27 protein-coding genes are annotated in these 24,738 nt (G+C 66.4%); 12 read left to right on the top strand and 15 right to left on the bottom strand.

The features are described from left to right. Window positions 1-743, bottom strand: a 743-nt coding sequence (locus tag VKF82_10840) for a hypothetical protein (protein HME82564.1), incomplete at its 3' end; no start/stop codon positions are given. Between the two features lie 56 nt (window positions 744-799). Here VKF82_10840 and VKF82_10835 point away from each other — a divergent pair. Next, window positions 800-1,321, top strand: coding sequence for an NUDIX hydrolase (locus VKF82_10835; GenBank protein ID HME82563.1), 522 nt, complete (start codon window positions 800-802; stop codon window positions 1,319-1,321). Between the two features lie 5 nt (window positions 1,322-1,326). Here VKF82_10835 and VKF82_10830 read toward each other — a convergent pair whose 3' ends face one another. Continuing rightward, window positions 1,327-1,497 carry a hypothetical protein gene (locus VKF82_10830; protein HME82562.1) on the bottom strand — a complete coding sequence of 57 codons (171 nt, stop codon included), beginning with the start codon at window positions 1,495-1,497 and terminating at the stop codon, window positions 1,327-1,329. A 6-nt stretch (window positions 1,498-1,503) separates the two neighbouring features. Beyond that, on the bottom strand, window positions 1,504-2,034 hold the full coding sequence (locus VKF82_10825; protein HME82561.1) for an archaemetzincin family Zn-dependent metalloprotease: 531 nt from the start codon (window positions 2,032-2,034) through the stop codon (window positions 1,504-1,506). A gap of 64 nt (window positions 2,035-2,098) precedes the next feature. Between VKF82_10825 and acpS the strand changes: the two genes are divergently transcribed. Genes acpS through ligA form a run of 3 tightly spaced genes read left to right on the top strand, consistent with a single transcriptional unit; the run spans window position 2,099 to window position 6,103 of the window. Further along, window positions 2,099-2,515, top strand: a complete 417-nt coding sequence (acpS, locus tag VKF82_10820; GenBank protein HME82560.1) for a holo-ACP synthase — start codon at window positions 2,099-2,101, stop codon at window positions 2,513-2,515. Then, window positions 2,512-4,080: an NAD(P)H-hydrate dehydratase gene (locus VKF82_10815; GenBank protein ID HME82559.1), complete on the top strand. Its 1,569-nt coding sequence runs from the start codon at window positions 2,512-2,514 to the stop codon at window positions 4,078-4,080. Before acpS ends, VKF82_10815 begins: the two co-directional genes overlap by 4 nt. Before the next feature lie 13 nt (window positions 4,081-4,093). Further along, window positions 4,094-6,103: an NAD-dependent DNA ligase LigA gene (gene ligA, locus VKF82_10810; protein ID HME82558.1), complete on the top strand. Its 2,010-nt coding sequence runs from the start codon at window positions 4,094-4,096 to the stop codon at window positions 6,101-6,103. Here the strand turns inward: ligA and VKF82_10805 are convergent. The 5 genes from VKF82_10805 to uvrB all read right to left on the bottom strand — a co-directional run bounded on the left by VKF82_10805 (window position 6,100) and on the right by uvrB (window position 13,277). Continuing rightward, window positions 6,100-6,816 carry a hypothetical protein gene (locus tag VKF82_10805; protein HME82557.1) on the bottom strand — a complete coding sequence of 239 codons (717 nt, stop codon included), beginning with the start codon at window positions 6,814-6,816 and terminating at the stop codon, window positions 6,100-6,102. The genes ligA and VKF82_10805 overlap by 4 nt on opposite strands. A gap of 66 nt (window positions 6,817-6,882) precedes the next feature. Further along, entirely contained in the window at window positions 6,883-9,903 is a 3,021-nt protein-coding gene (gene uvrA / locus VKF82_10800) for an excinuclease ABC subunit UvrA (protein ID HME82556.1), read from the bottom strand. 93 nt (window positions 9,904-9,996) lie between these two features. Next, entirely contained in the window at window positions 9,997-10,398 is a 402-nt protein-coding gene (locus VKF82_10795; GenBank protein HME82555.1) for a hypothetical protein, read from the bottom strand. A 123-nt stretch (window positions 10,399-10,521) separates the two neighbouring features. Then, window positions 10,522-11,328, bottom strand: coding sequence for an HAD family hydrolase (locus VKF82_10790; GenBank protein HME82554.1), 807 nt, complete (start codon window positions 11,326-11,328; stop codon window positions 10,522-10,524). Beyond that, complete coding sequence (gene uvrB / locus VKF82_10785) at window positions 11,226-13,277, bottom strand: excinuclease ABC subunit UvrB (GenBank protein HME82553.1); 2,052 nt, start codon at window positions 13,275-13,277, stop codon at window positions 11,226-11,228. Before uvrB ends, VKF82_10790 begins: the two co-directional genes overlap by 103 nt. 127 nt (window positions 13,278-13,404) lie before the next feature. On the opposite strand from uvrB, the gene VKF82_10780 reads away from it, so the two are divergent. The 5 genes from VKF82_10780 to VKF82_10760 are packed head-to-tail and all read left to right on the top strand — an operon-like array spanning window position 13,405 to window position 16,764. After that, the gene (locus VKF82_10780; GenBank protein ID HME82552.1) at window positions 13,405-14,493 is read left to right on the top strand and encodes a ribose-phosphate pyrophosphokinase; all 1,089 of its coding nucleotides are present in this window, start codon (window positions 13,405-13,407) and stop codon (window positions 14,491-14,493) included. Between the two features lie 9 nt (window positions 14,494-14,502). Next, window positions 14,503-15,159 (top strand): 50S ribosomal protein L25, encoded by a 657-nt coding sequence (locus VKF82_10775; protein HME82551.1) that lies wholly within the window; start codon window positions 14,503-14,505, stop codon window positions 15,157-15,159. Window positions 15,160-15,205: 46 nt separating this feature from the next. Further along, entirely contained in the window at window positions 15,206-15,769 is a 564-nt protein-coding gene (gene pth, locus VKF82_10770; protein HME82550.1) for an aminoacyl-tRNA hydrolase, read from the top strand. 12 nt (window positions 15,770-15,781) lie between these two features. After that, a complete protein-coding gene (locus VKF82_10765) occupies window positions 15,782-16,006 on the top strand; it encodes a DUF2905 family protein (GenBank protein ID HME82549.1) in 225 nt (74 codons plus the stop codon). A gap of 8 nt (window positions 16,007-16,014) precedes the next feature. Further along, entirely contained in the window at window positions 16,015-16,764 is a 750-nt protein-coding gene (locus VKF82_10760; protein ID HME82548.1) for a hypothetical protein, read from the top strand. A 2-nt stretch (window positions 16,765-16,766) separates the two neighbouring features. Here VKF82_10760 and VKF82_10755 read toward each other — a convergent pair whose 3' ends face one another. From VKF82_10755 to VKF82_10735, 5 genes are read right to left on the bottom strand one after another with little or no spacing between them, the layout of a single operon-like run. Next, entirely contained in the window at window positions 16,767-17,483 is a 717-nt protein-coding gene (locus VKF82_10755; protein HME82547.1) for a metallophosphoesterase, read from the bottom strand. Beyond that, window positions 17,480-18,049: an orotate phosphoribosyltransferase gene (pyrE, locus tag VKF82_10750; protein ID HME82546.1), complete on the bottom strand. Its 570-nt coding sequence runs from the start codon at window positions 18,047-18,049 to the stop codon at window positions 17,480-17,482. The genes VKF82_10755 and pyrE overlap by 4 nt, the downstream gene beginning before the upstream one ends. Before the next feature lie 2 nt (window positions 18,050-18,051). After that, window positions 18,052-18,771 carry an orotidine-5'-phosphate decarboxylase gene (pyrF, locus tag VKF82_10745; GenBank protein ID HME82545.1) on the bottom strand — a complete coding sequence of 240 codons (720 nt, stop codon included), beginning with the start codon at window positions 18,769-18,771 and terminating at the stop codon, window positions 18,052-18,054. Further along, on the bottom strand, window positions 18,768-19,766 hold the full coding sequence (locus tag VKF82_10740) for a dihydroorotate dehydrogenase (GenBank protein HME82544.1): 999 nt from the start codon (window positions 19,764-19,766) through the stop codon (window positions 18,768-18,770). The genes pyrF and VKF82_10740 overlap by 4 nt, the downstream gene beginning before the upstream one ends. Further along, window positions 19,763-20,596, bottom strand: coding sequence for a hypothetical protein (locus VKF82_10735; protein ID HME82543.1), 834 nt, complete (start codon window positions 20,594-20,596; stop codon window positions 19,763-19,765). The genes VKF82_10740 and VKF82_10735 overlap by 4 nt, the downstream gene beginning before the upstream one ends. A gap of 151 nt (window positions 20,597-20,747) precedes the next feature. Between VKF82_10735 and VKF82_10730 the strand changes: the two genes are divergently transcribed. Further along, the gene (locus VKF82_10730) at window positions 20,748-20,897 is read left to right on the top strand and encodes a hypothetical protein (protein HME82542.1); all 150 of its coding nucleotides are present in this window, start codon (window positions 20,748-20,750) and stop codon (window positions 20,895-20,897) included. A 147-nt stretch (window positions 20,898-21,044) separates the two neighbouring features. Here VKF82_10730 and VKF82_10725 read toward each other — a convergent pair whose 3' ends face one another. Both VKF82_10725 and thpR read right to left on the bottom strand, forming a co-directional pair. Next, a complete protein-coding gene (locus tag VKF82_10725; GenBank protein ID HME82541.1) occupies window positions 21,045-21,800 on the bottom strand; it encodes an SIMPL domain-containing protein in 756 nt (251 codons plus the stop codon). Between the two features lie 60 nt (window positions 21,801-21,860). Next, window positions 21,861-22,403, bottom strand: coding sequence for an RNA 2',3'-cyclic phosphodiesterase (gene thpR / locus VKF82_10720; protein HME82540.1), 543 nt, complete (start codon window positions 22,401-22,403; stop codon window positions 21,861-21,863). A 177-nt stretch (window positions 22,404-22,580) separates the two neighbouring features. Here thpR and VKF82_10715 point away from each other — a divergent pair, with 177 nt between their 5' ends. After that, complete coding sequence (locus VKF82_10715) at window positions 22,581-23,285, top strand: response regulator transcription factor (GenBank protein HME82539.1); 705 nt, start codon at window positions 22,581-22,583, stop codon at window positions 23,283-23,285. After that, window positions 23,233-24,735, top strand: a complete 1,503-nt coding sequence (locus tag VKF82_10710) for a HAMP domain-containing sensor histidine kinase (GenBank protein HME82538.1) — start codon at window positions 23,233-23,235, stop codon at window positions 24,733-24,735. Before VKF82_10715 ends, VKF82_10710 begins: the two co-directional genes overlap by 53 nt. The last annotated feature ends 3 nt before the right edge of the window (window positions 24,736-24,738 follow it).

Genomic DNA, 24,738 nt, shown 5'->3' with positions numbered 1-24,738 from the left:
CGGAAGGCCGGCTTCAACTTGGCGAGCTGCTCCATCGTGGTGTCGGGGCGAGGATGCTCGTCCTCTAGGAATATCTCCGGCTTCGCATCCTTTGACGGCTTGCCGTTGCGCGGCAATGTCACGCCGATCAGCTCGGCAGCGAACGCACCGGCGCGCTGCGCGGCGGCGGTCTTGCGCTGGCTGGCGAGCGCGAACTCGTCTTGCTCTTGGCGGCCGATGCGGTAGCGCTCGGCGACGTTCTCGGCCGTCTCGCCCATCGAGATCGGCGGATAGCCGCGCTGCGTCAGAACCGGATTGTACATGCGCGCGCCGAGCGTCGTGTCATAGAGCTGGGGCTTGCGCGCGAATTCGGTTTCCGGCTTGGGCATGACGTACGGCGCACGGGTCATACTCTCGACGCCGCCCGCGAGGAAGACGTCGCCGGTGTCGGCGGCGATCGCTTGTGCCGCAAAATTGATCGCTTGCAGCCCCGAGCCGCACAGGCGGTTGATCGTCGCGCCCGCGACCGATTCCGGGAAGCCCGCAGCGAGCACGGACATGCGCGCGACGTTGCGGTTGTCCTCGCCGGCCTGGTTGCTGCAGCCCCAGACGACGTCTTCGATGTCCGCCGGATCGAGGTCCGCGCGCCGCGCGAGCTCCTTCAGCACCACGGCCGACATGTCGTCGGGCCGGACGTGGCGCAAAGCGCCCCCGTACCGGCCGATCGGGGTGCGTGCCGCAGCAGCGATGACGACTTCGCGCATGGCGTCCTTACGGATGTCCTTAGGAGATGAGGGAAGATGTATTGAACGACGTTTTCGTGACCGACGTCGTTGGGACCCGCCGCATCTATGAGGGCCGTGTGCTCAACGTACGCGTGGACGACGTGCGGTTGCCGAATGGACACACCTCGAAGTTCGAGATCGTCGAACACAACGGCGGCGTCTGCATCATCGCACAGCCGCAACCGGAGACGATCGTCCTCGTACGCCAATATCGCCCCGCCACCGGACGCACGCTGCTGGAGGTCCCCGCTGGGAAACTTGAGATCGGTGAGGACCCGGAGGTCTGCGCGCGCCGCGAGCTGCTCGAAGAGACCGGCTTCCGATGCGAGCGCATCCGCCGCTTGTGGTCGTTCTTCAGCGCGCCGGGTTTTTGCAGCGAGCTGCTGCACCTGTTCGTGGCCGAGGGCCTGACTCCGGGCGCCGCGCAACCCGAAGAGAACGAGTCGATCGATGTCGAGATCATGCGCGTCGAAGATGCATGGGCGATGGTGGAACGCGACGAGCTCCCCGATGCGAAGACGCAGATCGCGCTCGCCTGGGCTCTAGCTCGGAAGTAAGCCGCTCAGCCGCGCGGGTAGCGGCGATACCATTGGAACAGGATCCACACCACGGCGATGACGATGAACCCGATCGTCCATGCGTCCCACGAGAATCCGAGCATGCTCTGAAGCACGAGAAAGAGCACGACCGCGAGGATCACGCCGAACAGCCAGAGCCCTCGGAGCTCTTTCAAACCGCGTCAGCGGTTGGCGCGTAGGCGCTTGTCACAGGTGTCGCAGAAATAGTTCAGCTTGCCGTCGGTATCGTACACCGAGTGGCTGTAATACATCGCGCAGCGCGCGTTATAGCAATGCTTGAGGCCGAACGCGTGGCCCAGCGCGTGCACGCATTCCTTCAGCGTCCGGTTGAAGAGCACCACCTCATCGGGCTTGTCGTTGTAGAACTCCGGACGCAGCCGGAACGTCGACACCACCGCGATGCGATCGGTGTCGCTCGCGTCGCCGAAGATGAAGCTGTGCGACGTCTTGTACAGATCGTCGCCGATGATGCCGAGCAGGAAACCCTCGCGGTTCGGCGCGGAGCCGGTCAGCTTATTGAAGACGGTGGTGAGGAAGTATTGATGCCGCGTGGCGTTGGCGAGCGATGGTGAGAGGGTGAGCGGCTTTTCGATTGCGAACTTGTGCAGGAAACGCTCTTCAAGACATGGAGCGAGGCGTTCGCAGAATTCCGCGGCGACGGTGTTGATGGGCACGAGCCCAATCTTTTCCACGGATTTAGACCTTCCACCGCGCGCCTCGAAGTCCTCCGCAACGACGCAGCCGGAGTCACACGACATGATCATCGGTTTGGGAATGGACGTCGCCGAAGTCGAGCGCTTCAAGTTCGCGCCCGATAAGCTCGCGCGCTTCGCGCGCAAGGTCTTCACGCCTGAAGAGGTCGCGCACGCGATGCGCCACCGTCACTTCGCCGAGCGGCTCGCGGGCGCGTTCGCGGCGAAAGAAGCGACGCGCAAGGCCTTCGGCCACGCCATCCCGTGGCGCCAGGTCGGAGTCCGGCACGAGCGCAGCGGCAAACCGTATGTCGCGCTCTCCGGCGGCGCCGAGCGGCTCACCGCGCTGCGCGGCGTGAGCCGCATGCACCTGACCATCTCGCACAGCCGCACCAACGCGGTCGCAACCGTCATCCTCGAGGCCGATGAAATCTTGGCCAAGCCGCGGCCGGCGGCCGTCAGCGCCTCGGTGGCTCGATGAACGCGCTGACCCCGGAGGAGATGCGCGCCGCCGATCAGCGCGCGGTCGATGACGTCGGAATCCCGCCCATCATCCTCATGGAATCGGCGGGCCGCGCCGTCGCCGAGCTTGCACGCGACTTCGTCGAGCAGCTCGAGGGGGATCCGATCCGCATCGCGGTCGTCGCCGGCCCGGGCAACAACGGCGGCGACGCCCTCGTCGCGGCGCGCTACCTCATGCAGCTCGGGTACGAGCCGGACATCTACGTGGCCGCCAAGCTGGACGATTGCAACGAGCTGTGCCGAACGCAGCTGGAGATCATGGAGAGCTTGGGCGCGTCCATCAGCTTCTTGCGCGAGCAGTCGCCCGAGTTCTTCCGCTCGGGTCTGCGAGCGGCGGCTCTGATCATCGACGGCCTGCTCGGCACCGGCTCATCCGGCCCGCTGCGCGAGGCCTATCGCACCTGGGTCAACGAGATCAACATCGCGGCGCGCGAGGTCATCGCCGTGGACATTCCGACCGGCATCGACCCCAGCACGGGCATGGTGCCAGGACCGGCGGTGAGCGCGGCGGCTACGGTCACGATGGCGGCCCCAAAGGTGGGCATGCTCGTCTATCCCGCAGCGTCGTATGTCGGCGAGTTGTGGGTGGCGCACATCGGCATCCCTCCGGCGATCCTCGCGGACGTCGGCGGCCGTTATCACATCATGACCAAAGAGCAATTCTTCTTCTGGCTGCCGGCGCGCAGCGCGCTCGCCAACAAGCGCACCGCCGGCGACATCGTGATCATCGGCGGCAGCCCCGAGTATGTCGGCGCTCCCGCACTGTCGGCGTTGGGCGCGCAGTACGCCGGCGCCGGCTATGTGACCATCGCTTGCCCGGCAGAGGCGGCCGATGCCATCGGACATCACGTCATGGAGCAGATCATCGCGCCATGGCCGCAGGGAGACCCTGAGGCGGTCACGGCCTTCTTGCTCGACCTCACGCGTCACGCGGGCGCAGTGGTCATCGGTCCCGGTCTCGGACGTCTGGATTCGACGCAGACGATCATCCGCTCGTTCGTCGAAGCCAGCACGAGGCCGCTGGTCGTCGACGCCGATGCGCTCTTCGCGCTCGTGGGCCACGCCGGACTTATCGACGGCAAGAAAGCCGTGCTGACGCCGCATGACGGCGAATTCGCGCGTCTGCTCGGAGAGAACGCCGATGCCGCCATCGCCAACCGGATGAAGGCCGCCGACGATTTCGCCGAAGCGCACGACATCACGCTGCTGCTCAAGGGCCCGCGCTCGATCATCGCGACCAAAGAGGCATCGTACGTCAACCTCACCGGCAACGAACTGCTTGCCACGGCCGGCACCGGCGACGTGCTGTCCGGCATCATCGGCGCAATGATCGCCGCCGGCTGCACCACCCGCCAAGCGGCGGCGATCGGCGCGTACTGGCACGGGGTGACCGCGGATCACTTGGCGAGCGAGCATAAGCACAGCGTGCTCGCCGGCGACATCGCGCGCGATCTGCAGGACGCGCTGCACTGGCTCCACGACCGCGAAGAGGACGACGACGGATTCCTGAGACGAGTCGTCTAAGCCGAGCGCCGCGATGAGCCCCACACCGGGCGAGCGAGCCGCGCGTCTACGCCAACTGCTCGAACGCTACAACGAAGAGTACTACGTGCGCGACGCGCCCAGCGTCAGCGACGCGGAGTACGACGCCCGCATGGGCGAACTGCGCGAGCTGGAAGATGCGCAGCCGGAACTGCGCACGCCGGATAGCCCGACGCAGCGCGTCGGGGCGGCGCCCTCGTCCTCGTTCGACTCGTACCCGCACGCCGTGCCCATGCTCTCGCTGGGCAACGCCTTCGGTGAAGACGAATTGCGCGCGTGGCACGCGCGTGTCGTCCGCCAGCTCGGCCGCGATGCCGGAGCGTTCACGGCCGAGCTCAAGATCGACGGACTGGCGGTCTCGCTGCGCTATCGCGACGGTGTCTTCGAATCCGGCGCCACGCGGGGCGACGGCGTGGCGGGTGAAGACGTGTCCGCCAACCTGCGCACCGTGCGCTCGATACCGCTGCGCTTGCGCGTGCCCGTGCCGGGCGTGCTCGAGGTACGCGGCGAGGTCTACATGCGGCGCTCGGATTTCGAGCACCTCAACGAACGCCGCGTCGCCGACGGCGAGGCGCCGTTCGCCAATCCGCGCAACTCCGCGGCCGGCAGCTTGCGCCAGCTCGATCCCGCGGCGACCGCGCAACGGCCGCTGCGGTTTTTCGCCTACGGGGTGGGCGCCAACGAGCCGCCGCTGCGGGCCGCCACCCAATGGGATCTGCTGGCAGCGCTCGACGCGTTCGGCTTCCCAGTCAATAAGGAAGCGCGGCGCTTCGAATCGTTCGACGAAGCGGTCGAATTCTGCCGGGTATGGGAGAGCAAGCGCGCCGACCTTGACTATGGCACGGATGGGATCGTCGTCAAAGTGGATCAGCTGGGCTTGCAGCGGGCGCTTGGCGCGGTGGGGCGCGAACCGCGCTGGGCCATCGCGTTCAAGTATCCGCCCGAAGAGGTCACGACAAGGCTGAATTCGATCGAGGTCAACGTCGGGCGCACCGGCAGCGTCAACCCGTATGCCGTGTTGGAACCCGTGCAGGTCGGCGGCGTCACCGTCTCCATGGCCACGCTGCACAACGAGGACTACATCCACGCCAAGGACATCCGCGTCGGCGACACGGTCACCGTGCGCCGCGCGGGCGAAGTGATCCCCGAGATCGTCGGCCCGCTCGTCGCCGCGCGCGGCGAGCGGCGCTTGCCCGTGTACCATCTGCCGAAGACCTGTCCGGTCTGCGGCACGCCCGTGCAACGCGCGGAGGGCGAGGCGATGGCGTACTGCCCCAACGCGGTATGCCCGGCACAGCTCATCGAGCGGCTCGCGCACTTCGCGTCGCGCGGGGCCATGGACATCGAGGGCTTGGGTTACAAATCAGCCGCGGCGTTGGTGGAGGCCGGACTGGTGCACGACGTCGGCGATCTGTATTCGCTTGCCGCCGCGCGATTAAGCGAGCTGCCGCGCATGGGCGACAAGACCATCGCGAATCTGCTCGAGGCCATCGAATCCAGCAAGACGCGGCCGTTCGCGCGCGTGCTCTACTCCCTGGGCATCCGCTTCGTGGGTTTCCAGAACGCGCAGCTGCTCGCCGATGCGAGCGGCGACATGGAGACGCTCGCGGCGATGAACGCCGAGGAGCTGCAGTCGGTCGAGCAGATCGGTCCGGCGATCGCGCAAAGCGTCGTCTCCTTCTTCGCCCAAGAGCAGAACCGCGCCATCGTCGACAAGCTGCGGCGCGCAGGCGTCAATCTGCGCGGGCAGCGGCGCGCGCACGGCAGCGCGACCGGACCGCTCGCCGGAAAGACCTTCGTGTTGACGGGGACGTTGCCGTCGCTGAGCCGCGAGGAGGCGAGCGCGCTCATCGCCGCAGCCGGGGGCAAAGTCAGCGGTTCGGTCAGCAAGAAGACGGATTATATGGTCGCGGGCGAAGCCGCCGGCACGAAGCGGGCCCGCGCGGAAACGCTCGGCGTGAAGATCATCGACGAGGCGGGACTTCGCGAACTGCTACGGGACTAGGAGTTGTTGTACAGCTTGACGTGGCCGATGTTGTTGGCCCAGTACCACATACGCGACAGCGCGTAGCCGACATAATTGAGCACCAGCAGCTCGAACGCGCGGCCTTGTGGGAAGAACGCGATGATCACGAGGATGAGCACCACGTAGAACGTCACGCCGAGCGAGCCCCAGAAGCGGGTCGAGGTCGAGGCTTTGGCCTGCGTGCGCAACGGCGCCGGCTCGAAGTACGCACGGCGGGCTCCCTGGGCGGCCATGGGAGGCCGATAATCGGGTGCGTTGGCGGCGGCTTGCGGCGTCCGCACGTAGCCGCCGGTGTGCTGCGTGGCGATCTGATCGACCGCGAAACTGCGTGAGGCGACCGGTGCGAGATCTTCGGCGGGGCCGCCGAGCATCTTGGCGATCTTGCGCTTGCCGTCGTCGTTGAGATCGACGAAATCCGCTATCGTGCGATAGCCGCCGTGTTCGCCGATCGCGGTCTGCGATTTGACCTTGATCAGGCCGCGCACGGTGGAATTGATGCTGCGCATGTCGAGGGTCGTGAACAAGACCGTGCCTTCAGGCACCTCGACCTGGAACGTCGCGACGAGGCCCTTCTCATCAAGATGAGTGGCCCGGCCGATGATGTCGAGCTTGTGCTCGGCGTTCCGCGCTGTGATCGAGACCGGGATCGACAGCGCTACTGGCAGCTCACCGGTATCGAGTGCGTCAGCCATGGGAGTTCATACCTCTCGATACTCCTATCGGCAGGTCAGCTGCAGGACTTGAATCGGTCGTGTCCCTCAGGGCGTCTTCGCTTCTTCGAGCGCGCGCAGCAGATCGCGATTGGCGCGCTCGAAATCGGCCACCGCGGCGTGGTCGCCGCTGGTGATGGCGATATGGGCGCGCGGGTCCGCGAGCACGCGGCGCAAGTATCTGCCGGTGTACGAGCGTTCGATTTGCGCGACCTGCTCGGGCGTGCCCGTCGCGATCACACGGCCGCCTTTTTCGCCGCCCTCGGGTCCGAGATCGATGACGTGATCGGCCGTCTTGATGACGTCGAGGTTGTGCTCGATCACCAGCACGGTGTTACCCGCGTCAACAAGCCGGTCGAGCACGCGCAGCAGATGCGCGATATCCGCGAAGTGCAGTCCCGTCGTCGGCTCGTCCAGGATATAGAAGGTACGTCCTGTTCCACGCCGCGCCAGCTCGGTGGCCAGCTTGACGCGCTGCGCCTCGCCGCCGGACAGCGTGGTCGCAGGCTGGCCCATCTGGATGTAGCCCAGGCCCACGTCGCCGATCGTCTTGAGCTTCGTGTAGACGCGCGGCACGTTGGCGAAGAACTCGGCCGCTTCGTCGACGCGCATCTCGAGCACGTCGGCGATCGTCTTTCCTTTATAGGTGACGTCCAGCGTCTGCTGGTTGTAGCGCTTGCCTTTGCAGACCTCGCACGGGACGTAGACGTCGGGCAGGAAGTGCATCTCGATCTTGATGATGCCGTCGCCGGAGCACGCCTCGCAGCGGCCGCCTTTGACGTTGAACGAGAATCGGCCGGGCGCGTACCCGCGAGCGCGCGCTTCAGGGGTGAGCGAGAACAGCTCGCGGATGGGATCGAATGCGCCGGTGTAGGTCGCCGGATTGCTGCGCGGCGTGCGTCCGATCGGCGATTGATCGATGACGATCGCTTTGTCGAGCTGCTCGAGACCCGTCACGCGCCCGAACGTCTCGTCAGGCGGCTGACCGTGCAGATGATGCCCGAGAGCCCTGTACAGCACGAGGTCGACCAGGCTCGACTTGCCCGAACCCGAAACGCCGGTCACCGCGGTCAGCACGCCCAGCGGAAAATCGACGTCGATGCCGTGCAGATTGTTGGCGCGCGCGTTCTTGATGGACAGCGTCGCCGTGCGCGTGCGCCGCGAGCGAGGGATCGGGATGAACGCGTCGCCCTTGAGATATTTGCCGGTCAGCGACCCGGGCGCGGCTTCGATGTCTGCGATGCTGCCCGCCGCGATGACGTTGCCGCCTTCCTTGCCGGCGCGCGGACCGATGTCGACGATGTAGTCGGCCTCGCGCATCGTCTCCTCGTCGTGCTCGACGACGATCAGCGTGTTGCCCAAGTCGCGCAGCGTCTTCAACGTGGCCAGCAGCCGGGCGTTGTCGCGTTGGTGCAGACCGATCGAGGGCTCGTCCAACACGTAGAGCACGCCGACCAGCGACGAGCCGATCTGCGTGGCGAGCCGGATGCGCTGGCCCTCGCCGCCGGAGAGCGTCATCGCGGCGCGATCGAGCGTCAGGTATTCGAGCCCGACGTTGACCAAGAAGCCGAGCCGGGCGCGCAGTTCTTTGACGATCTGGCGCGCTATCTGCGTATCGCGCGCGCTCAAGGTGAGTTTTTCCATGAACGCGAGCGCGCGGTCCACCGGCAGCGCGGTCAGCTGCGCGATGTTGAGATCGCCGATGGTCACCGCCAACGCCTCGGGTTTGAGGCGCGCGCCTTTGCACGTCGGGCACTTGACCGACGTCATGAGCTTGTCGATCTCTTCCTTGACGTAGTCCGACGAGGTCTCTTCGTAGCGGCGCTGAAGCTGCGGGATGATGCCGCGGTAGCGGCCCTCGTACTGCCATTTCTTGCCCGACTTGGTCCGGAACGTGAACTTGCGCTTGTCGTCATCCTCGTCGTCGCCGTACAAGATGAGGTCGAGCAGGTCGCGCGGGATCTTCTTCACCGGCGTGTCCAGATCGTAGCCCTCGCTGCGCAGCAGCGACTCGACCTGTTGGACGTAGAACGCGTTCATGCCGGCGGCCAAGTTCTTGGTCCACGGCACCACCGCGCCTTCGCGGAACGTCTTGTTGCGGTCGGGGATGACCAGGCGCGGGTCGATCTCGATCTTGACGCCAAGGCCGGTGCAGTCCGGACACGCGCCGTACGGCGAGTTGAACGAGAACAGTCGCGGCGCCAGCTCTTCGAATGACAGCCCGCAGTGGATGCACGACAGCTTTTCGGAGAACGGCAACGCTTCTTCTTTGCCGTTGGGGCGCTGCACGAGCGCGGTGACGAGGCCCTGGGTGAGGCGCAGCGCCGTCTCGACCGAATCGGTCAGCCGCTTGCGCAGGCCATCCTTCATCACGAGGCGGTCGATGACGATCTCGACCGTGTGCTTGCGCTTTTTGTCGAGGTTGATCTTCTCTCGCAGCTCGCGGATCTGCCCATCCACGCGCACGCGAGCGTAGCCGTCCTTGACGGCCTGCTCGAACAGCTTCTGATATTCGCCTTTGCGCCCGCGCACCATGGGCGCGAGCAGCTGGATGCGCGTGCCCTCGGGCAGCTTGAGGATCTGGTCGACGATCTGCTCGGCGGTCTGGGGCGTGATCGGCCGGCCGCAGTTCGGGCAATGCGGCTTGCCGATGCGCGCGTACAGCAGGCGCAGGTAGTCGTAGATCTCGGTCACGGTGCCGACGGTCGAGCGCGGGTTGTGGCTGGCGGCCTTTTGGTCGATCGAGATCGACGGCGACAGGCCCTCGATGTAGTCGACGTCGGGCTTTTCCATCTGGCCGAGGAACTGACGGGCGTAGGAGGACAGCGATTCGACGTAGCGGCGCTGGCCTTCGGCGTAGATCGTGTCGAACGCGAGCGAGCTCTTGCCCGATCCCGACAATCCGGTGATCACGATGAGCTGGTTGCGCGGCAGCGTGAGGTCGATGTTCTTGAGATTGTGCTCGCGCGCGCCCTTGATGACGATCGATTCCAGTCCGTGGCGGGCTGGAATCGCTTTGACCGGGGCAGCGAGGGGGTCGGACGAAGCGCCGTTCGGCTTGTGGCTCATTGGGACAACGCTATTTCGTCACCGAGACTTTGGAATCCCGTGAAAACGGAGAGCCCGCGTGTCGGCGGGCTCGTGCGTCGGGCTCGCCTAGACTTATTGACAGGCGGCTGCGTTCGTGGTCCCTTGGGCGATGCGCGTGGCGACGATATCGCCTTCGGCCTTGCGGCCGTTGTAGCCCCACGACCCGGAGAAATCGCGGCCTGCGGGCGTGAAGTTGAGCGTCGCCCAACCCGCGCCGCGCTGATCTTTCCATTTCGCATCCGCAACCGTTCCGTTGAGCGTCGCGCTGAGCTGTCCGCCATGCCCGTATGAGCCTACGATGGTGCCGTTCGTCTGCGTCAAGTGGATAAGGCCCTTGGTGAACTGGTTGCCGGTGGCTTGCACGCAGTACACGCCGGTGGCGTTGAAGCTCGCGCGCGCCGCGGTGCTCGACAGCGAGATCGATGCGAGCGCGACAAGCGTCGCGAACACCCCGAATGTGACGAATTTGCGCATTGCTAAATCTCTCCCAAGAATCATTGCGAAGGACGCCGCTGCGGCGAGGCCGCCGCACACGCCGACACCGCGTTAGACCAGCGCCGCAGGGGTTCCCCCGTGCAACCGACCGGCCGCCGGCGGCTAGAGCCGTTCGAGCGCTGCGGGCAGTTCGCCGATATTGACGATCGTCGCATCCGCAGGACGCGCCCCGGCAGGCGCGGTCTCGTCGCGCACGTTGACCCATACCGCGCGCATGCCCGCGGCGTGCGCGCCCACGACATCGCGATTGAAACGATCGCCCACCATGATGCTCTCGTGCGGCTCGACGCCGGCGAGCCGCATCGCATGCTGGAAGATCTTCGGGTCGGGCTTGACCAGCTGCATCTCGCCCGCCAGGATCACGTGGTCGAAGAAACGGCCAAGCTCGAGACGCTCGATCTTGACGTCGTGCGTTTCGGCGAAGCCGTTCGTGATGATCGACATCTTGTACGTGCCGTGCAGCCGGTGCAGCACCGGCACCGCCTCCGGGAAAAGCTCGACGCGCTCGATGCGCAGCTGATCGTAGCGCTTGGCGATGCGCGACGCCAGCGCCGCATCGTCCACGCCGAAACGCCGCAGCGCGGCGCGCCACATCGACGGCCTGATGTCGCCGGCCTTGGGCGGCCGCGCGCCCGGCTCCAGGCCCTCCCAGAAATCGATCGCCGCATCGACGTACGCCACGGCCAGCGCGCGCGGATCGAGTTTGAGATCGGGCGAGACCTCGCGCACGGCGGCCTCGGCGCAGCGCTCGAGCGAGAGCGTATCTTCGACCAGCGTGTCGTCGAGGTCGAAGAAGATCGCGCGGATCAGAACAGCGCGGCCTCGCGCAGCGCCTCGCCGAACACGCGCGGCGCTTTGCGCGAGAGCGCCGGATCGCCGCCGTCGGGCAGCTGCTTGCGCAGCTCCCACAGCTCGTCGCGCAGCGCTGCGGCCTTCTCGAACTCGAGCCGCGCGGCAGCGGCGCGCATCTCCTTCTCGAGCTTGCCGATCGTGGCGATCAGCACGTCGCGCGGGACGTCTTGCAGCGTCTTGCCGGCGGCGCGCTTACGCGTCTCCTCGCTCGCGCCGACGGATGACAAGATATCGCGCACCGATTTGAGGATCGACTTGGGATCGATGTGGTGCTCTTCGTTATACGCCAGCTGGCGCACGCGCCGGCGCTCGGTCTCGTTGATCGCGCGCTCCATCGACTGCGTGATGTTGTCGGCGTACATCAGCACGGTGCCGCTCACGTGGCGCGCGGCGCGTCCGATGGTCTGGATGAGCGACGTCTCGGAACGCAGGTAGCCTTCTTTGTCCGCATCGAGGATGGCGACGAGCGACACCTCCGGCAGGTCGAGCCCCTCGCGCAGCAGATTGATGCCGACGAGGCAGTCGAACTCCCCTAAGCGCAGGTCGCGCAGGATCGAGATGCGTTCGAGCGTGTCGATCTCCGAATGCAGGTAACGCGCGCGCACGCCCATCTCGATGAGATAATCGGTGAGGTCCTCGGCCATCTTCTTCGTCAGCGTGGTGACCAGCACGCGCTCGCCCGCCTGCGCGCGCTTGCGCACTTCGTCCATCAGGTCGTCCACTTGGCCCTTGGTCGGGCGCACCTCGACCTGCGGATCGACCAGGCCGGTCGGGCGGATGATCTGCTCGACGACTTGGGTCGAATGCTTGCGCTCGTACTCGCTCGGCGTCGCAGAGACGTAGACGACCTGGTTGAGGTGGCGGTCGAACTCCTCAAAGGTCAGCGGCCGGTTGTCGATCGCCGACGGCAGGCGGAAGCCATACTCGACGAGCGCTTCTTTGCGCGAGCGGTCGCCTTGGTACATGCCGTGCACTTGCGGCAGCGTCACGTGCGACTCGTCGATGAACAGCAGCCAGTCGTCGGGGAAGAAATCCAGCAAGCAGAACGGCGTCTGGCCGGGCGCGCGGCCGGTGAGATGGCGCGAATAGTTCTCGATGCCGTTGCAGTAGCCCAGCTCGCGCAGCATCTCGAGGTCGTTGCGCGTGCGCAGCTCCAGGCGTTGCGCCTCGAGCAGCTTGCCCTCGCGTTTGAAGTAGGCCAGGCGTTCTTCCAGCTCGGCTTCGATGCTGCCGACCGCGCGCAGCAGCTTCTCCTCGGGCGTGATGAAGTGCTTGGCGGGGAAGATGGTCAGCTCGTCCAGGTCGTCGAGCATCTCGCCGGTCACCTGGTTGACGCGCGTGATGTGGTCGATCTGATCGCCGAAGAAGTCGAGCCGCGTGATGATCTCGTCGTCCACCGCCACGAACTCGAGCACGTCGCCGCGCACGCGGAAAGTGCCGCGCACCATCGCCAGATCGTTGCGCGTGTACTGCATGTCGACCAGCTTGCGCAGCAGCTTATCGCGGTCGTACTCCTGGCCGCGGCGCAGGTTCAAGGACATCTCGATATAGTCGGACGGCGAGCCCAAGCCGAAGATGCACGAGACCGAGGCGACGATGATCGTGTCACGGCGCGTCAGCAGCGACTGCGTCGCCGAGTGGCGCAGGCGCTCGATCTCCTCGTTGATGGAAGAGTCCTTCTCGATGTAGGTATCCGACGACGGGATGTACGCCTCGGGCTGATAGTAGTCGAAATATGACACGAAATACTCGACCGCGTTGTTCGGGAAGAACTCTTTGAACTCGCCGCACAGCTGCGCGGCAAGCGTCTTGTTGTGGCTGAGCACGAGCGTGGGCTTGCGCACCTGCTCGATGGCCCAGGCCATGGTCGCGGTCTTGCCGCTCCCGGTCACGCCGAGCAGCGTCTGCGACCGATCGCCGCGCTCGATGCCCTCGACGAGGGCGCGTATGGCTTCGGGCTGGTCGCCTGAGGGCTGGAAAGGCGCTTCCACTTTGAATTCGGGCATCGTTTCCTCGCGGGTTTTGGGCGCGCGTGCGGCGCCGCGTGGGGGGTCGAACCGTCATATTCGGAGAACAACACCATGGGCCTTCGGGCCCATATATAACTCTATCGCACGACGGGAGACCGCTGTTATGGCTACGGCAAAACCGGTCCTCTTCTCCGGCAATTCCAATCGCGCGCTCGCCGTCGAGATCGCGCACATGATGGGCACCCACGTGGGCAAGGCATTGGTCACGACCTTTGCCAACGAGGAATGCCGCATCGAGATCCACGAGAACGTCCGCGGCGCGGACGCATTCGTGATCCAGTCGATCTGCAAGCCGCCTGAGCCGGGCCGCTCCGTGAACGATTCGCTCGTGGAGATGCTGCTCATGATCGACGCGCTGCGGCGCGCGTCGGCATACCGCATCACCGCGGTCATCCCGTATTACGGGTACGCGAAACAAGACAAAAAGACCAAAGGGCGCGAGCCGATCTCGGCCAAGCTGGTCGCCGACCTGCTGACCACGGCCGGCGTGCAGCGCGTGCTCACCGTCGATCTGCACGCGGCGCAGATCCAGGGTTTCTTCGTCCAACCGGTCGACAACCTCACCGCCAGCTTCATCTTGGCCAACTATCTGATCAACACGAAGAAGCTGCGCGGGCCCGGCGTCGTCGTCGTGTCGCCCGACGCGGGCGGCGTGGCGCGCGCGGAGGCGTTCGCCAAGAAGCTGCAGTCGTCCGTGGCCATCGTCTTCAAGCGCCGGCCGCGGCCCGACGTCAACGAGGTCAGCGAAGTCGTCGGCGATCTCAAAGGCAAGACCGCGGTCATCATCGACGACATGATCTCGACCGGCGGCACGCTGGTCAAGGCGGCGGAAGCGCTGCTCGAGCGCGGCGCGACGTCGGTGATCACCTGTGCGACGCACGGCATCTTCGCCGCCGGCGCCGCGCAAAAGCTCAACGACTCGCCGATCAGCGAAGTCATCGTCACCAACACGATCCCGGTGCCCGACGACATCCGCGGCGAGAAGATCAAAGTGTTGTCCGTCGGCCGGCTGCTCGCCGAGAGCATCAGGCGCATCTCGGCCAACCGCTCCGTCTCGGAGCTCTACAACGAGCAGGAGCGCACGCTCGGCCAAGACGGGATCGATGACCAGCCGCTTTTCAATCTGAACGCTCCGGAGAACACCGCCGTCCTCCAAGCCAGCGGAGCGGGCTTGGAAAAACGACCCAACTAGAAAGGCATCATGGAGACTATCACCATCGCCGCGAAGCCGCGGTCGCAGACCGGCAGCCATGCGGTGCAACGATTGCGCCGCGAGGGCAAGGTCCCCGGCGTCGTCTACGGGCACCAGTTCAACGATCCGCTGCCGATCGTCATCGAAGGCCGGGATCTGCGCAGCGCGCTGACCGGTCACAACATCAACTCGGTCTTCAACCTCGAGATCGAAGGCCGCGGCGCCACGCCGGTCATGGTCCACGAGCGCCAGCACGATATCATCAGCCATCATCTGATCCATATCGATCTATATGCGGTCGACCTCGCCGAAGCGGTCGAAGCGAACGTCCCCGTCGTCGCGCGCGGCAACTCGCCCGGCGTCAAAGAGGGCGGCGTGCTCGACATCGTGCTGCGCGAGATCGCGGTGGAAGCGTTGCCGGGATCGATCCCCGAGCAGATCGAGGTCGACATCAGCAGCCTGAACATCGGCGACAACGTCCACGTGCGCGATCTACAAGTGCCCGAGAGCGTCAAGATCGTCGAGGACGGCGATGAGATCGTGCTGTCCGTGCTCGCGCCGCAGAAGGCCGAAGAGGAAGTCCCGGCCGTCGCGGCTACGGAGCTGGCACAGCCGGAGCTCGTCGGGGAGAAGAAACCAGCCGAGGAAGAGCCCGAGGAGTCCTAAAGCGCAACCCGCAGCGGATGCACGAACGCCCCGGACCGCCCGGCTCATCGCCGGACTCGGCAATCCGGGGCGTTCGTATGCGCGCACGCGTCACAACATCGGCTTTCGCGTGGTCGAGGCGCTCGCCCAGGCGCACGCGGCGCCGCCGTGGCGCACGCGTTTCGATGCCCGCACGACGCAGCTCGCGGATCTCAACGCGATCCTCGCTCTGCCGCAGACGTTCATGAACCTCTCAGGCGAGAGCGTCGCGCCGCTTGCCGGGTACTTCAAGGTCCCTCACCGCGGCGTGCTGATCGTGTGCGACGACGTCAATCTGCCCTTCGGCAGGCTGCGCATGCGTCGCGGCGGCAGCGACGGCGGTCACAACGGTTTGAAGTCGATCATCGCGCAGCTCGGCTCGACCGCGTTCCCACGGCTGCGCGTCGGCATCGGACGCCGTGACGGCGATCTGATCGACCACGTCATCACCGCGTTCACCAAAGAAGAGGAGGCGGCGCTGCCCGCCGTCATCGCGCGCTGCGTCGCCGGTCTCGAGACGTTCTTGGACGAGGGCGTCGAGGAGGCGATCGCGCTCGTCAATGCGGCAGGCGGAGACCCGCCGCCAACCTAACATAGGACCGACTTGGACGTCACGCCTCAGATCGGCAGACTCCTCATCGGCGCGGGCCTCGCGCTCATCGCCGTCGGTGCGCTCGTCCTCTACGCGCGCCAGCTCCATCTCGGCTCCCTGCCCGGCGACGTCACCGTCGGCGGCAAGGGATGGCAAGTCACCTTGCTGCTGGGAACCTCGTTGCTCCTGTCCATCGTTATCACTTTGTTGCTCAATCTGCTCTTGAGACGCCGGTGAACGGCGCGATGGACCCCTTTCCGACTCCCGATCCCGCCGCGCTGCCGGCCTGGCGAAGCCATGGAGCGGCCGAATTCATTCGACCGTTCGTCGGCCGTTCGTTCGTCGTACGCGTGGACGAGTCGGCCGGCGCGTCCTCTACGTTCGCGGCGGACGTCGTGTTCATGCGCAGCGTCGGTATCCGGCCTGTGCTCGTGCACGATGCGGCGGCGCGGACCGCCGCGCAGCGGCTGATCGGCCACATCAATCGGATCGGCGGAGACGCGGTCGGCCTTGACGGCGCGTCGGCCGGGATGCTCACCCTCGCGCTCGGCGAGGACGGCGCGGCGGAACTGCGCGGCGTGAACACCGCGTTGTTGAACCTGCTGATCGAGGGCGGCTATATCCCGGTGCTGGCCTCTGAGGGCGCGGGCGTGTCGGGCACGCGGATGCCGGTCGACGCGGACGAAGCCGCGCGCGCGTTGGCGGCCGCGATCGGCGCGATCCGGCTGCTCTTCGGATCGCAGCCGGGCGGCGTGCCATCGGATGGTTCGGGGATCATCCCGGAGCTGACGTCGTCCGAAGCGCTATCGCTGGCGCGCAGCGGCGCGCTCTCGATCGATCTCGCGCATCGCTTGACCGCGGCCGCGCTCGGCGTCCGCGCAGGCGTCCAAGCTGCGCAGATCCTCGACTTGTCATCGGCTCATGCTGCGGTCGTCGAACTGCTCACAGCGCAACATCTCGGCACGCAAGTGGTGTCGAGCATCCTCTTATCTTAGGTTCAGACCTCGACGATCAGCGAGTACGGATTCCAGCTCGGGTTCTCGCCCGGATATCCGCGCGGGTTGCTCGCGACGCGCGTCGCGCCGATCGCGTAGTCGACGGCGTCGTGCATGTGGCCGTGCACCCAGAGCTTGGGACCCAGCCGTTCGACCAGCGGGTCCAAGTCGCTGGCGAAGAACCCGTTGAGCGCCGAGCCCTCGAAGCGAGGGTGCTGGCTGCGAAACGAGGGCGCGGTGTGCGTGACGACGACGACCCGGTCGCTATCGCGCGGGTACGCTTCCTCGAGCCACGCTGTGCTCTCGCGATGCACTTCCATCAGATCGTCGACGTTCACGCCGCGCATGTCGAAATGTTTGAGCACGCGGGCGATGGCCGGCGCGTCGGCGCCGCCGCGCATGTCCGTCCAGAGGTTCGCGCCAAGAAAGCTCACGCCGCCGATATCCAGACGCTCGCGCTCGAGAAGATGGACGTTGCGCAGCTCTGCCAGGGCGTCGCGGTAAGCCGGCAGGACCGCCGCGAAGTCTTTGTGATCGAATTCGTGATTGCCGAGAACCGCGATCACCGGTACGTCTGAAGGAATGCCGCTCAGCCAGCGGCCCAAAGCAGCCGGATCGTCATGCATGTCGCCGGCGACGATCAGGACGTCGCCGGTCGGCGCGAACGGCTCCAGCGGACTTCCCTCGAGATGGAGATCCGACACGATCTGGAGATTCACGACGAGCGGCGGCTGCCTGGATCGGTCAGCGGCACGCGATCGCGGCACAGCGGACAGACGTCGGGCGCGAAGTCGCGCAGCGGCAGCTCGAGCAGTGCCGTCACAGGCAGCGGCAACACCGGCTTGCCGCGTTTGACCACCGCGCCGATCGCCGCGAGCTTGCCGCCCGCACGCGCGACGACGTCGAGCACCTCGGCGACGGATTTGCCGGTGGTCATGACATCCTCGATGACGGCGACGCGCTCGCCGGGTTCGATAGAGAAACCGCGGCGCAACACCGGCACGCCGCCTTCTTTCTCGATGAAGATGTCGCGCACGCCGAGTCCCTTGGCCACGATGTAGCCCGGGATGATCCCGCCCACCGCGGCGCTGACGACGACGCGCGGATCGGCCGGGCGCAGGCGATCAGCGAGCGCGCCGCAGATCGCCTCGGCCGTCGGCGGGTCTTCGAAGATGCGGAACTTCTGGATGAACCGGTCGCTGTGCAGTCCTGATGAGAGCAAGAAATGGCCGGACAGCATCGCGCCGCGTCGCTCGAGCAGCGCCAAGACTTCGTGCGGGGTCATGCTCAGATAGCGCCGAGCGGCTTGACGGCTTGCAATTGCGCGCGGATCGTTTCTGCGGCTGCGGCTGGATCCGGCGCCGCCGTGATCGGCCTGCCGACGACGATGTAGTCGGCGCCCGCGAGGGCCGCTTCGAGCGGCGTCGCCACGCGGCGCTGGTCGTCCGGCGAGGAGCCCGCCGGCCGGATGCCCGGACACACCGAGATCAGCGAGCCGTCTGTGCGCGCGTGCACGACGGGCAGGTCGTCGACCGCGCAGACCACGCCGTCGATGCGGCTGTTTGCGGCCAGTTCGGCGCGCACGGCGACCAGCTCGTGCGGATCGAGGTCTTCGCCCGCGCTCAACAGCTCATCCCTGGAGAGGCTGGTCAGGACCGTCACCGCGAGCAAGCGCAGCGATGCGCCGGCCGCATTGACCTCATCGCGTGCCTGCGCCGCGGCGGCGAGCATGTCGGGACCGCCGCCTGAGTGGACCGTCAGCAGCTGCGGCCGGTAGCGCGCGAGCGATCGGATACCAGCCGCCACCGTGTTCGGGATGTCGAAGAGCTTGAGATCCAAGAACAGCGAGAGGCCGCGTTGGTGGAGAAACTCGATGATCCGGTCGCCGTATCCGTAGAAGGCCTGATAGCCGACTTTGTACCAGCGCGCCACGGCACTGGTCTTCTCGACCACGGCCTTCGCGCCGTCAAACGTCGCTTCGTCAAGCGCCACGATCAGTTCGGTCATCGTCTCACCTGCACGTGCTCCGGCCGCCGGTCGGCCGGCCAGCGGGTGCGCGCAAAGCCAGGGTTCGCCAAGCCCGTCAGCGCGCGCACGCTCGCAAACCCGCGCTTGGCAGCCTCCTCCGAAATGGCGTCGCGCACGCGGACCGGCACCTCGGGGTCGCGGAAATTGGCTGTGCCGATCGCGACCGCGGAGGCGCCGGCCAACATCATCTCGAGCGCATCGCGGCCGTTCTCGATGCCGCCCATGCCGATGATCGGGATGCGCACCGTCTGCGCGACCTCCCATACCTGATACACGGCGACCGGCCGGATCGCCGGGCCGGTGAGGCCGCCGGTGAAATTGGCGAGCGCGGGGCGCGTCCGTTCGACGTCGATCGCCATCCCGCGCAGCGAGTTGATGAGCGAGATCGCGTCGGCGCCCGCCTCCTCGGCGGCGCGCGCGATCGGGCGGATGTCGGCGACGTTGGGCGTGAGCTTGGCGATCACGGGCAGCTTGACGCGCCGCTTCACCGCCGCGACCACGGCGTCGGTCGCGCGCGGATCGACCGCGAAGCACTCACCCTCGCTGTCGACGTTCGGGCACGAGACGTCGAGCTCGATCGCAGCGATGCCCGGCAATCCGTCCATGGCGGCGGCGACATCGACGAACTCGCCGACCGAGAAGCCGGCGGCGCTGGCGATGACGACCGTGGGCACGCCGGGAAGATTGGGCGCTTCGTGCTTGACGAAGTGCTCGATGCCGGGGCCTTCCAATCCGATGGCGTTGAGCATGCCGGCCGGCGTCAGGGCGATCCGCGGCATCGCGTTCCCGAGGCGCGGCTCGCGCGTCACGCTCTTGAGCGTTATCGCGCCATAGGCGCTGATGTCGACGATGCGCGAGAATTCGGCGCCGCGATTGTAGCAGCCGCTGGCGGCGATCGTCGGATTGGCAAGGCGCAGCCGGCCGATGTCGACGCTCAGATCGGGGGATGAGCGCGCGCCATTGCCCAGGCTCATGCCGAGGACTCCAGCCACAGCACGTCTGCAGCAGGGAACACGGTGCCGTCGGTGCAGACGCGCGCGAAGTCGTAGGCGCGCGAGTCGCGCGGGGCCGGGGGATACCCGGAGCCTTGCGGGCTGCCGCGGCGCACGGGCACGACGCAGCCCCAGCAGGTGCCCATCGAGCAGCCGAAGGTCTCTTCCATAGATATCTCGCAGGCGACGCGCGCGCCGGCTGCGTGCTCGCTCAGTGCGCGCAGCATGCCGGGCGGGCCGCAGCCGTAGATGATGTCCACCGGCGACGCGCGCTTGACCAGATCGACCGCGGTCGCACGCTCGCCTTCGCTGCCGTCATCGGTGCACGTTGTGACGTCGAGCCCGAGCTCGCGCAGTTGCGCGACGCCCGCCAGATGCGCTTTGGTGCGCGCGCCGACGATCGCCCGCACCTCGACGCCCGCCGTCTGCAGATCTCTGGCCAGGAGCCAGAACGGCACGATGCCGATGCCGCCGGACGCGATCAGCGCTTTCGACCCCTTGACAGGGATGCTAAACTGATTTCCCAGCGGACCGATGCAGGACAGGGCCGTTCCGACGGCCAGGTGCGCCAAGCGGCGCGTGCGATCGCCCCACTCGCGGAACAGCACGCCGAACTCGTCGCCCCGCACGGTCCAGATGCCCAGCGGCAGCCGGACGCAGAAAGCCCCAGGGACGTCGATCGCGATGTAACTGGCGGCGCGGGCCTGGGAGGCGATCCGCGGGCCGCGCAGGGCCAGGAACCAAAAACCGGGAGCGACTTGCTCCCGGCTGATCAAGGTGGCTGTTTCCAGCAGCGGCGCTTCGGATGCCATTGACCGGCGTTGTTCGCGCCCCTAGACGCATGCCCCTCGAAACGTGACCTGCATCATAGTCCGGCCTGGTCCTTCGTCGGGGACGTCTGGTGTGAACGAATCGCGGGCATACGACGTAATAAGTAGAGGGGAACGTACTGGAGCAAGGCCCATGCAAGGAATACTCGTCTTCAACACACTCGCCGAAGCAGTCGCCAGCGGCTTTGAGGTCTTCGACCGGACGCCCGAGGGCTATCTCGTCCGCAAGCGCACCGAGCGCGGCTGGGCGATCGCCCTCGCCAAGCAGCATAAGGCCGCCTGACGGCGGCGCCCAACGCGGGAAAAATGATTCGAGGCGGACCGTGGTCCGCCTCGATTTCATTTGGACGCTGCGCCGCGCGGGGTGCGCTGCGCGGCTCAGCGTCTTCCTTTATAACGCTTCTGGCTAGGCGAAAGTTTCTCGCGCCGGCTACATATGCATCGGGGTGGCGATCGAATAGGTCACCTGGACCGAGGCGCTCATGACGCCGGTGCCCGGCGCGATCGGCGGCGGCGCGGCCGCCGGCGTCATCGCGAGCGTGCGAACCATCGGCATATACGATTGCATCGGTATGCCGCTGCCGACCGTGATCGTCATGACCGAACCCAATTTCACGCCCGCCGCGGCCGCAGCGACCTCGGCTAAGTCGTGCGCTTGCTTGACCGCGCGCTGCACGGCCTGCTTGTAGAGCGCGTCGCGCTGCGTCGTGTCGTACGTCAGCCCGTAGGTCTGGTTCGCACCGGCCTTGATACCTGCGTCGATAGCGGCGCCGGCTTTGTCGATCGGCGTCTTGACGCCGATCGTCTCGGACGCGACGAACGCCGCTTTGACAGTGTCGGTCGCCTGACGGTAGTACAGATTGTATCCGCTCGTCGTGATGTCAGCATCTGCGATGCCCAAACCTTTGAGCGCCGCGATGACAGAGTTCGCGCGGCCGGCAATATCTGACGCGGTGGCGGCTGCATTGGGTGCTTCGCCGTTGACGCCCAGGGTGACGTGCGCTTGGTCGGGCGTGTAGTCGACCAGGCCCGTGCCCTGCACCGAAATGCTGGTCATGTGGTGCGCCATCATCATCATCATCATCGAGTTCATGTCATGCGATGGCGGCGTGGTATCAGCCGCCGCCGGTGCAGCGGCCAGGACGCCGGCGATCAGCAGAGCGACCGGCGATAGCAAAAGGCGCATGTGCGGTCTCCTCATGGGACTCATGGGGCGGTCGAATCTATCCGACTGGAGCGGTCGAATTTATTCGACCGAAAGGCGGGCGACGGACCGTCGCTCATAGCGTGTGGTCGGACCCTCCTGGATGCTTTCGAAGAGCGCGAGCTCGCGCACTGCAAGAACGCAGCGCGGCGGCTGTTCGATGCGCTGCAGGGGTCGCAGCGGCTGTTTCGCCCTGGCCAGCGTGATGTGCGGGAGAGCCGGCTGATCGAAGTGCGCGCCGAGCTTCTCGAACTCCGCGCGGACGGTCGCGGCGCAGGCGTCGAATCCCGGTTGAGTCTGCGAACAGGCGAGCGCCAGGATGCGAGCCCGGCGCTCGTCCGGAAACGGGCCGACGCGGTCGAACACGATCTCGAACGGCGAGCAATGCGCCGCCGCGGCGCTCAGAGCGCCGACGAACCCCTCGATGCGCGGCGCCTCAATGGCGCCGAGGTAGGCGAGCGTCACGTGCAGCTTCTCGGGGCGCTCGAAACGCACGGGAACACCGGCAGCGGCGAGCCCTTCGATCGCGCGGAGGGCCGCCTGGCGCACCGAGTCATCCAGCTCGATCGCCGCGAATGTGGCCATGGCAGGCCCATTCCGGCCGGCCCTGGACGGCTCCCGGCAGAGCAGGCAGGCAGGCTCTCACGGCCGCTTAATGTGGCATGCGCGGCTGCCGCAGTATGCTCGTACTATAGCTGGCGACGCATGTGAGAGTCGCAGTGCTAACCACCAGTCGCTGGACACGACAGGAGCACCGCACCGATGTCGCATTCATCCTTACCTTCGCACGCGGCCGACCAGGCCAAGCGCAAGATCCTCGTCGTCGAGGACGACGTCCAAATCGCCAAAGTCCTGCGTCTCGAGCTCGAGCATGAAGGCTTTGAGGTCGAGGTCTGCGGCGATGGCGCAAGCGCGATCGAGCGCGCGCTCAAAGGTCCCGATCTGATCATCCTCGATCTGCTGCTGCCGCGCATCGACGGCCTTGAGGTCTGCCGGCGCGTCCGGCGCCATTCTTCCGTGCCGATCATCATGCTCACCGCCAAAGATGCGGTGCCCGATCGCGTCACCGGGCTGGACACGGGCGCCAACGACTATCTCGCCAAGCCGTTCTCGATCGAGGAGCTGCTCGCGCGCATCCGCGTGCAGCTGCGCGAGCGCGAACCCGGCGAGCGCGTGCTCGAGATCAAGGATCTTGTGCTCAACCGCGACACGCACGAGGTGTCGCGCAACGGACGCGCCGTCAGCCTGACCGCCAAGGAGTTCTCGCTGCTGGAATTCCTCATGATGTATCCGAACAAGGTGCACACGCGCGACGAGATCTTCAACAGCGTGTGGGGTTCGGATTTCCTGGGCGAATCGAACCTGATCGACGTCTACATCCGCTACTTGCGCAACAAAGTCGACGACGCGAGCGATGAAAAGCTCATCCAGACCATCCGGGGTGTCGGCTACGCCCTCCGCGCCTGAGGGCGCGAGCAGGCCGCCGTTCTTCGAAAGCCTGCGCTGGCGCCTGACCGTCTGGTACGTCGCGGCCGTCGCCGTGCTGCTTCTGGTGTTCGCCGTCGTCGTGATGCTCGGCGCGTATCGCGTGTTGTATCTCTCGGCAGCGCAACGCGTCGAGGGAGCGTCGATGGCGCTGCAATCGTATGCGCGCGCCGGCAACCCGCTCTTCGGCTCCGCATCGGTCGTCGAACTGCTTTCGCAAGAGAGCGAGCTGAACGCGTTTGCCGGTCCAGGCCTGTACGTCGAAGCCTTCAACCCGAGCGGCGCGCGCATCGGCGGCAGCAGTAATCTCGCCGACGCCGATCTGCCGACAACCGGTTATCGGCGCTGGCATATGGAGGGCATCGCGGCCGGCGATTGGGGCACGGCCAAGACCGCGCTCGGGCCGGTGCTCGCGCACTGGCACGTGGTGAGCGATAACGGCCGCCCGGTCGCGACGGTGTATGTCGCGCAGTCGCTGCTCAGCGTCAATCAGACGCTCGGCTCGTTCGCTACCTTTCTGATCCTGAGCTTCTTCGGCGCGGTCGCGCTCATCATCGCGTCCGGCGTGTGGCTTTCGCGCGCGGCGATCGGGCCGATCAATGAGATCTCGCAGTCCGTCCAGGAGATCGGCGGCACGGATCTGGCCAAGCGCTTGAACTGGCAAGGCCGGCGCGACGAGTTGGGCCGGCTTGCGCAGCAGTTCGACGACATGCTCGCGCGCCTCGAAGCCGCGTTCGCACGCGAGCGGCGTTTCATCTCGGACGCCTCGCACGAGCTCAAGACGCCGCTGACCGTCATCAACGCCAACGCGCAGATGCTCGAGCGTTGGGGCGATCGCGACGAGCAGGTGCGCCGAGATGCGCTCGCCGCCATCCGCAGCGAGAGCACGCAGATGGCGCGCGTCATCAATGCGATGCTGACGCTGGCCAAGACCGATACCGGTACGACGCTGGCCGTCGAACCCCTGAACTTGCGCGCGATCGTCAACGACGTGGCCGCGTCCCTGCGTCAGCGCGCGGCGGAAAAAGGCTTGACGCTCGACACTAAGTACGACGGCGACGCCTACGTGCTGGGCGAGCCGGGGCTGCTGCGCCAGCTGGTGTTGAATCTCACCGAGAACGCGATCAAGTTCACCAGCGCCGGCGGCGTGACGATTTCGACGGGCGCCGAGAACTCGCACGCGCGCATCGACGTCGCGGACACGGGCCCTGGCATCCCCGCCGATTCTCTGCCGCACATCTTCGAGCGCTTCTATCGCGCCGACCCGGCCCATTCGCGATCGGTCGAGGGCACCGGACTCGGGCTTGCGGTGGTGCGCAGCATCGTGCGCGCCCACGGCGGCGATATCGCGGTCGCGAGCACCATCGGCTCGGGTACGACGATCTCGGTCACGCTGCCGGCGCTGACGCTCGCCGGGGACGGCGATGCGTGATGG

The sequence above is a fragment of the Candidatus Eremiobacteraceae bacterium genome (genome assembly GCA_035314825.1).
Lineage (GTDB): Bacteria > Vulcanimicrobiota > Vulcanimicrobiia > Eremiobacterales > Eremiobacteraceae > JAFAHD01.
The sequence above is the reverse complement of the archived record's forward strand: the minus strand, read 5'-3'. Positions and strand labels throughout refer to the sequence as shown.

Excerpts from the sequence above, each read along its gene's own strand:
- VKF82_10780 (HME82552.1), top strand. The coding sequence starts at position 13,405 with ATGGCTACGGCAAAACCGGTCCTCTTCTCCGGCAATTCCAATCGCGCG.
- VKF82_10710 (HME82538.1), top strand. The coding sequence starts at position 23,233 with ATGAAAAGCTCATCCAGACCATCCGGGGTGTCGGCTACGCCCTCCGCG.
- pyrE (HME82546.1), bottom strand. The coding sequence starts at position 18,049 with ATGACCCCGCACGAAGTCTTGGCGCTGCTCGAGCGACGCGGCGCGATG.
- VKF82_10725 (HME82541.1), bottom strand. The coding sequence starts at position 21,800 with ATGCGCCTTTTGCTATCGCCGGTCGCTCTGCTGATCGCCGGCGTCCTG.
- VKF82_10805 (HME82557.1), bottom strand. The coding sequence starts at position 6,816 with ATGGCTGACGCACTCGATACCGGTGAGCTGCCAGTAGCGCTGTCGATC.
- VKF82_10795 (HME82555.1), bottom strand. The coding sequence starts at position 10,398 with ATGCGCAAATTCGTCACATTCGGGGTGTTCGCGACGCTTGTCGCGCTC.
- ligA (HME82558.1), top strand. The coding sequence starts at position 4,094 with ATGAGCCCCACACCGGGCGAGCGAGCCGCGCGTCTACGCCAACTGCTC.
- VKF82_10760 (HME82548.1), top strand. The coding sequence starts at position 16,015 with ATGGACCCCTTTCCGACTCCCGATCCCGCCGCGCTGCCGGCCTGGCGA.
- VKF82_10740 (HME82544.1), bottom strand. The coding sequence starts at position 19,766 with ATGAGCCTGGGCAATGGCGCGCGCTCATCCCCCGATCTGAGCGTCGAC.
- VKF82_10775 (HME82551.1), top strand. The coding sequence starts at position 14,503 with ATGGAGACTATCACCATCGCCGCGAAGCCGCGGTCGCAGACCGGCAGC.
- acpS (HME82560.1), top strand. The coding sequence starts at position 2,099 with ATGATCATCGGTTTGGGAATGGACGTCGCCGAAGTCGAGCGCTTCAAG.
- uvrB (HME82553.1), bottom strand. The coding sequence starts at position 13,277 with ATGCCCGAATTCAAAGTGGAAGCGCCTTTCCAGCCCTCAGGCGACCAG.
- VKF82_10735 (HME82543.1), bottom strand. The coding sequence starts at position 20,596 with ATGGCATCCGAAGCGCCGCTGCTGGAAACAGCCACCTTGATCAGCCGG.
- pyrF (HME82545.1), bottom strand. The coding sequence starts at position 18,771 with ATGACCGAACTGATCGTGGCGCTTGACGAAGCGACGTTTGACGGCGCG.
- VKF82_10715 (HME82539.1), top strand. The coding sequence starts at position 22,581 with ATGTCGCATTCATCCTTACCTTCGCACGCGGCCGACCAGGCCAAGCGC.
- uvrA (HME82556.1), bottom strand. The coding sequence starts at position 9,903 with ATGAGCCACAAGCCGAACGGCGCTTCGTCCGACCCCCTCGCTGCCCCG.
- thpR (HME82540.1), bottom strand. The coding sequence starts at position 22,403 with ATGGCCACATTCGCGGCGATCGAGCTGGATGACTCGGTGCGCCAGGCG.
- VKF82_10730 (HME82542.1), top strand. The coding sequence starts at position 20,748 with ATGCAAGGAATACTCGTCTTCAACACACTCGCCGAAGCAGTCGCCAGC.
- VKF82_10815 (HME82559.1), top strand. The coding sequence starts at position 2,512 with ATGAACGCGCTGACCCCGGAGGAGATGCGCGCCGCCGATCAGCGCGCG.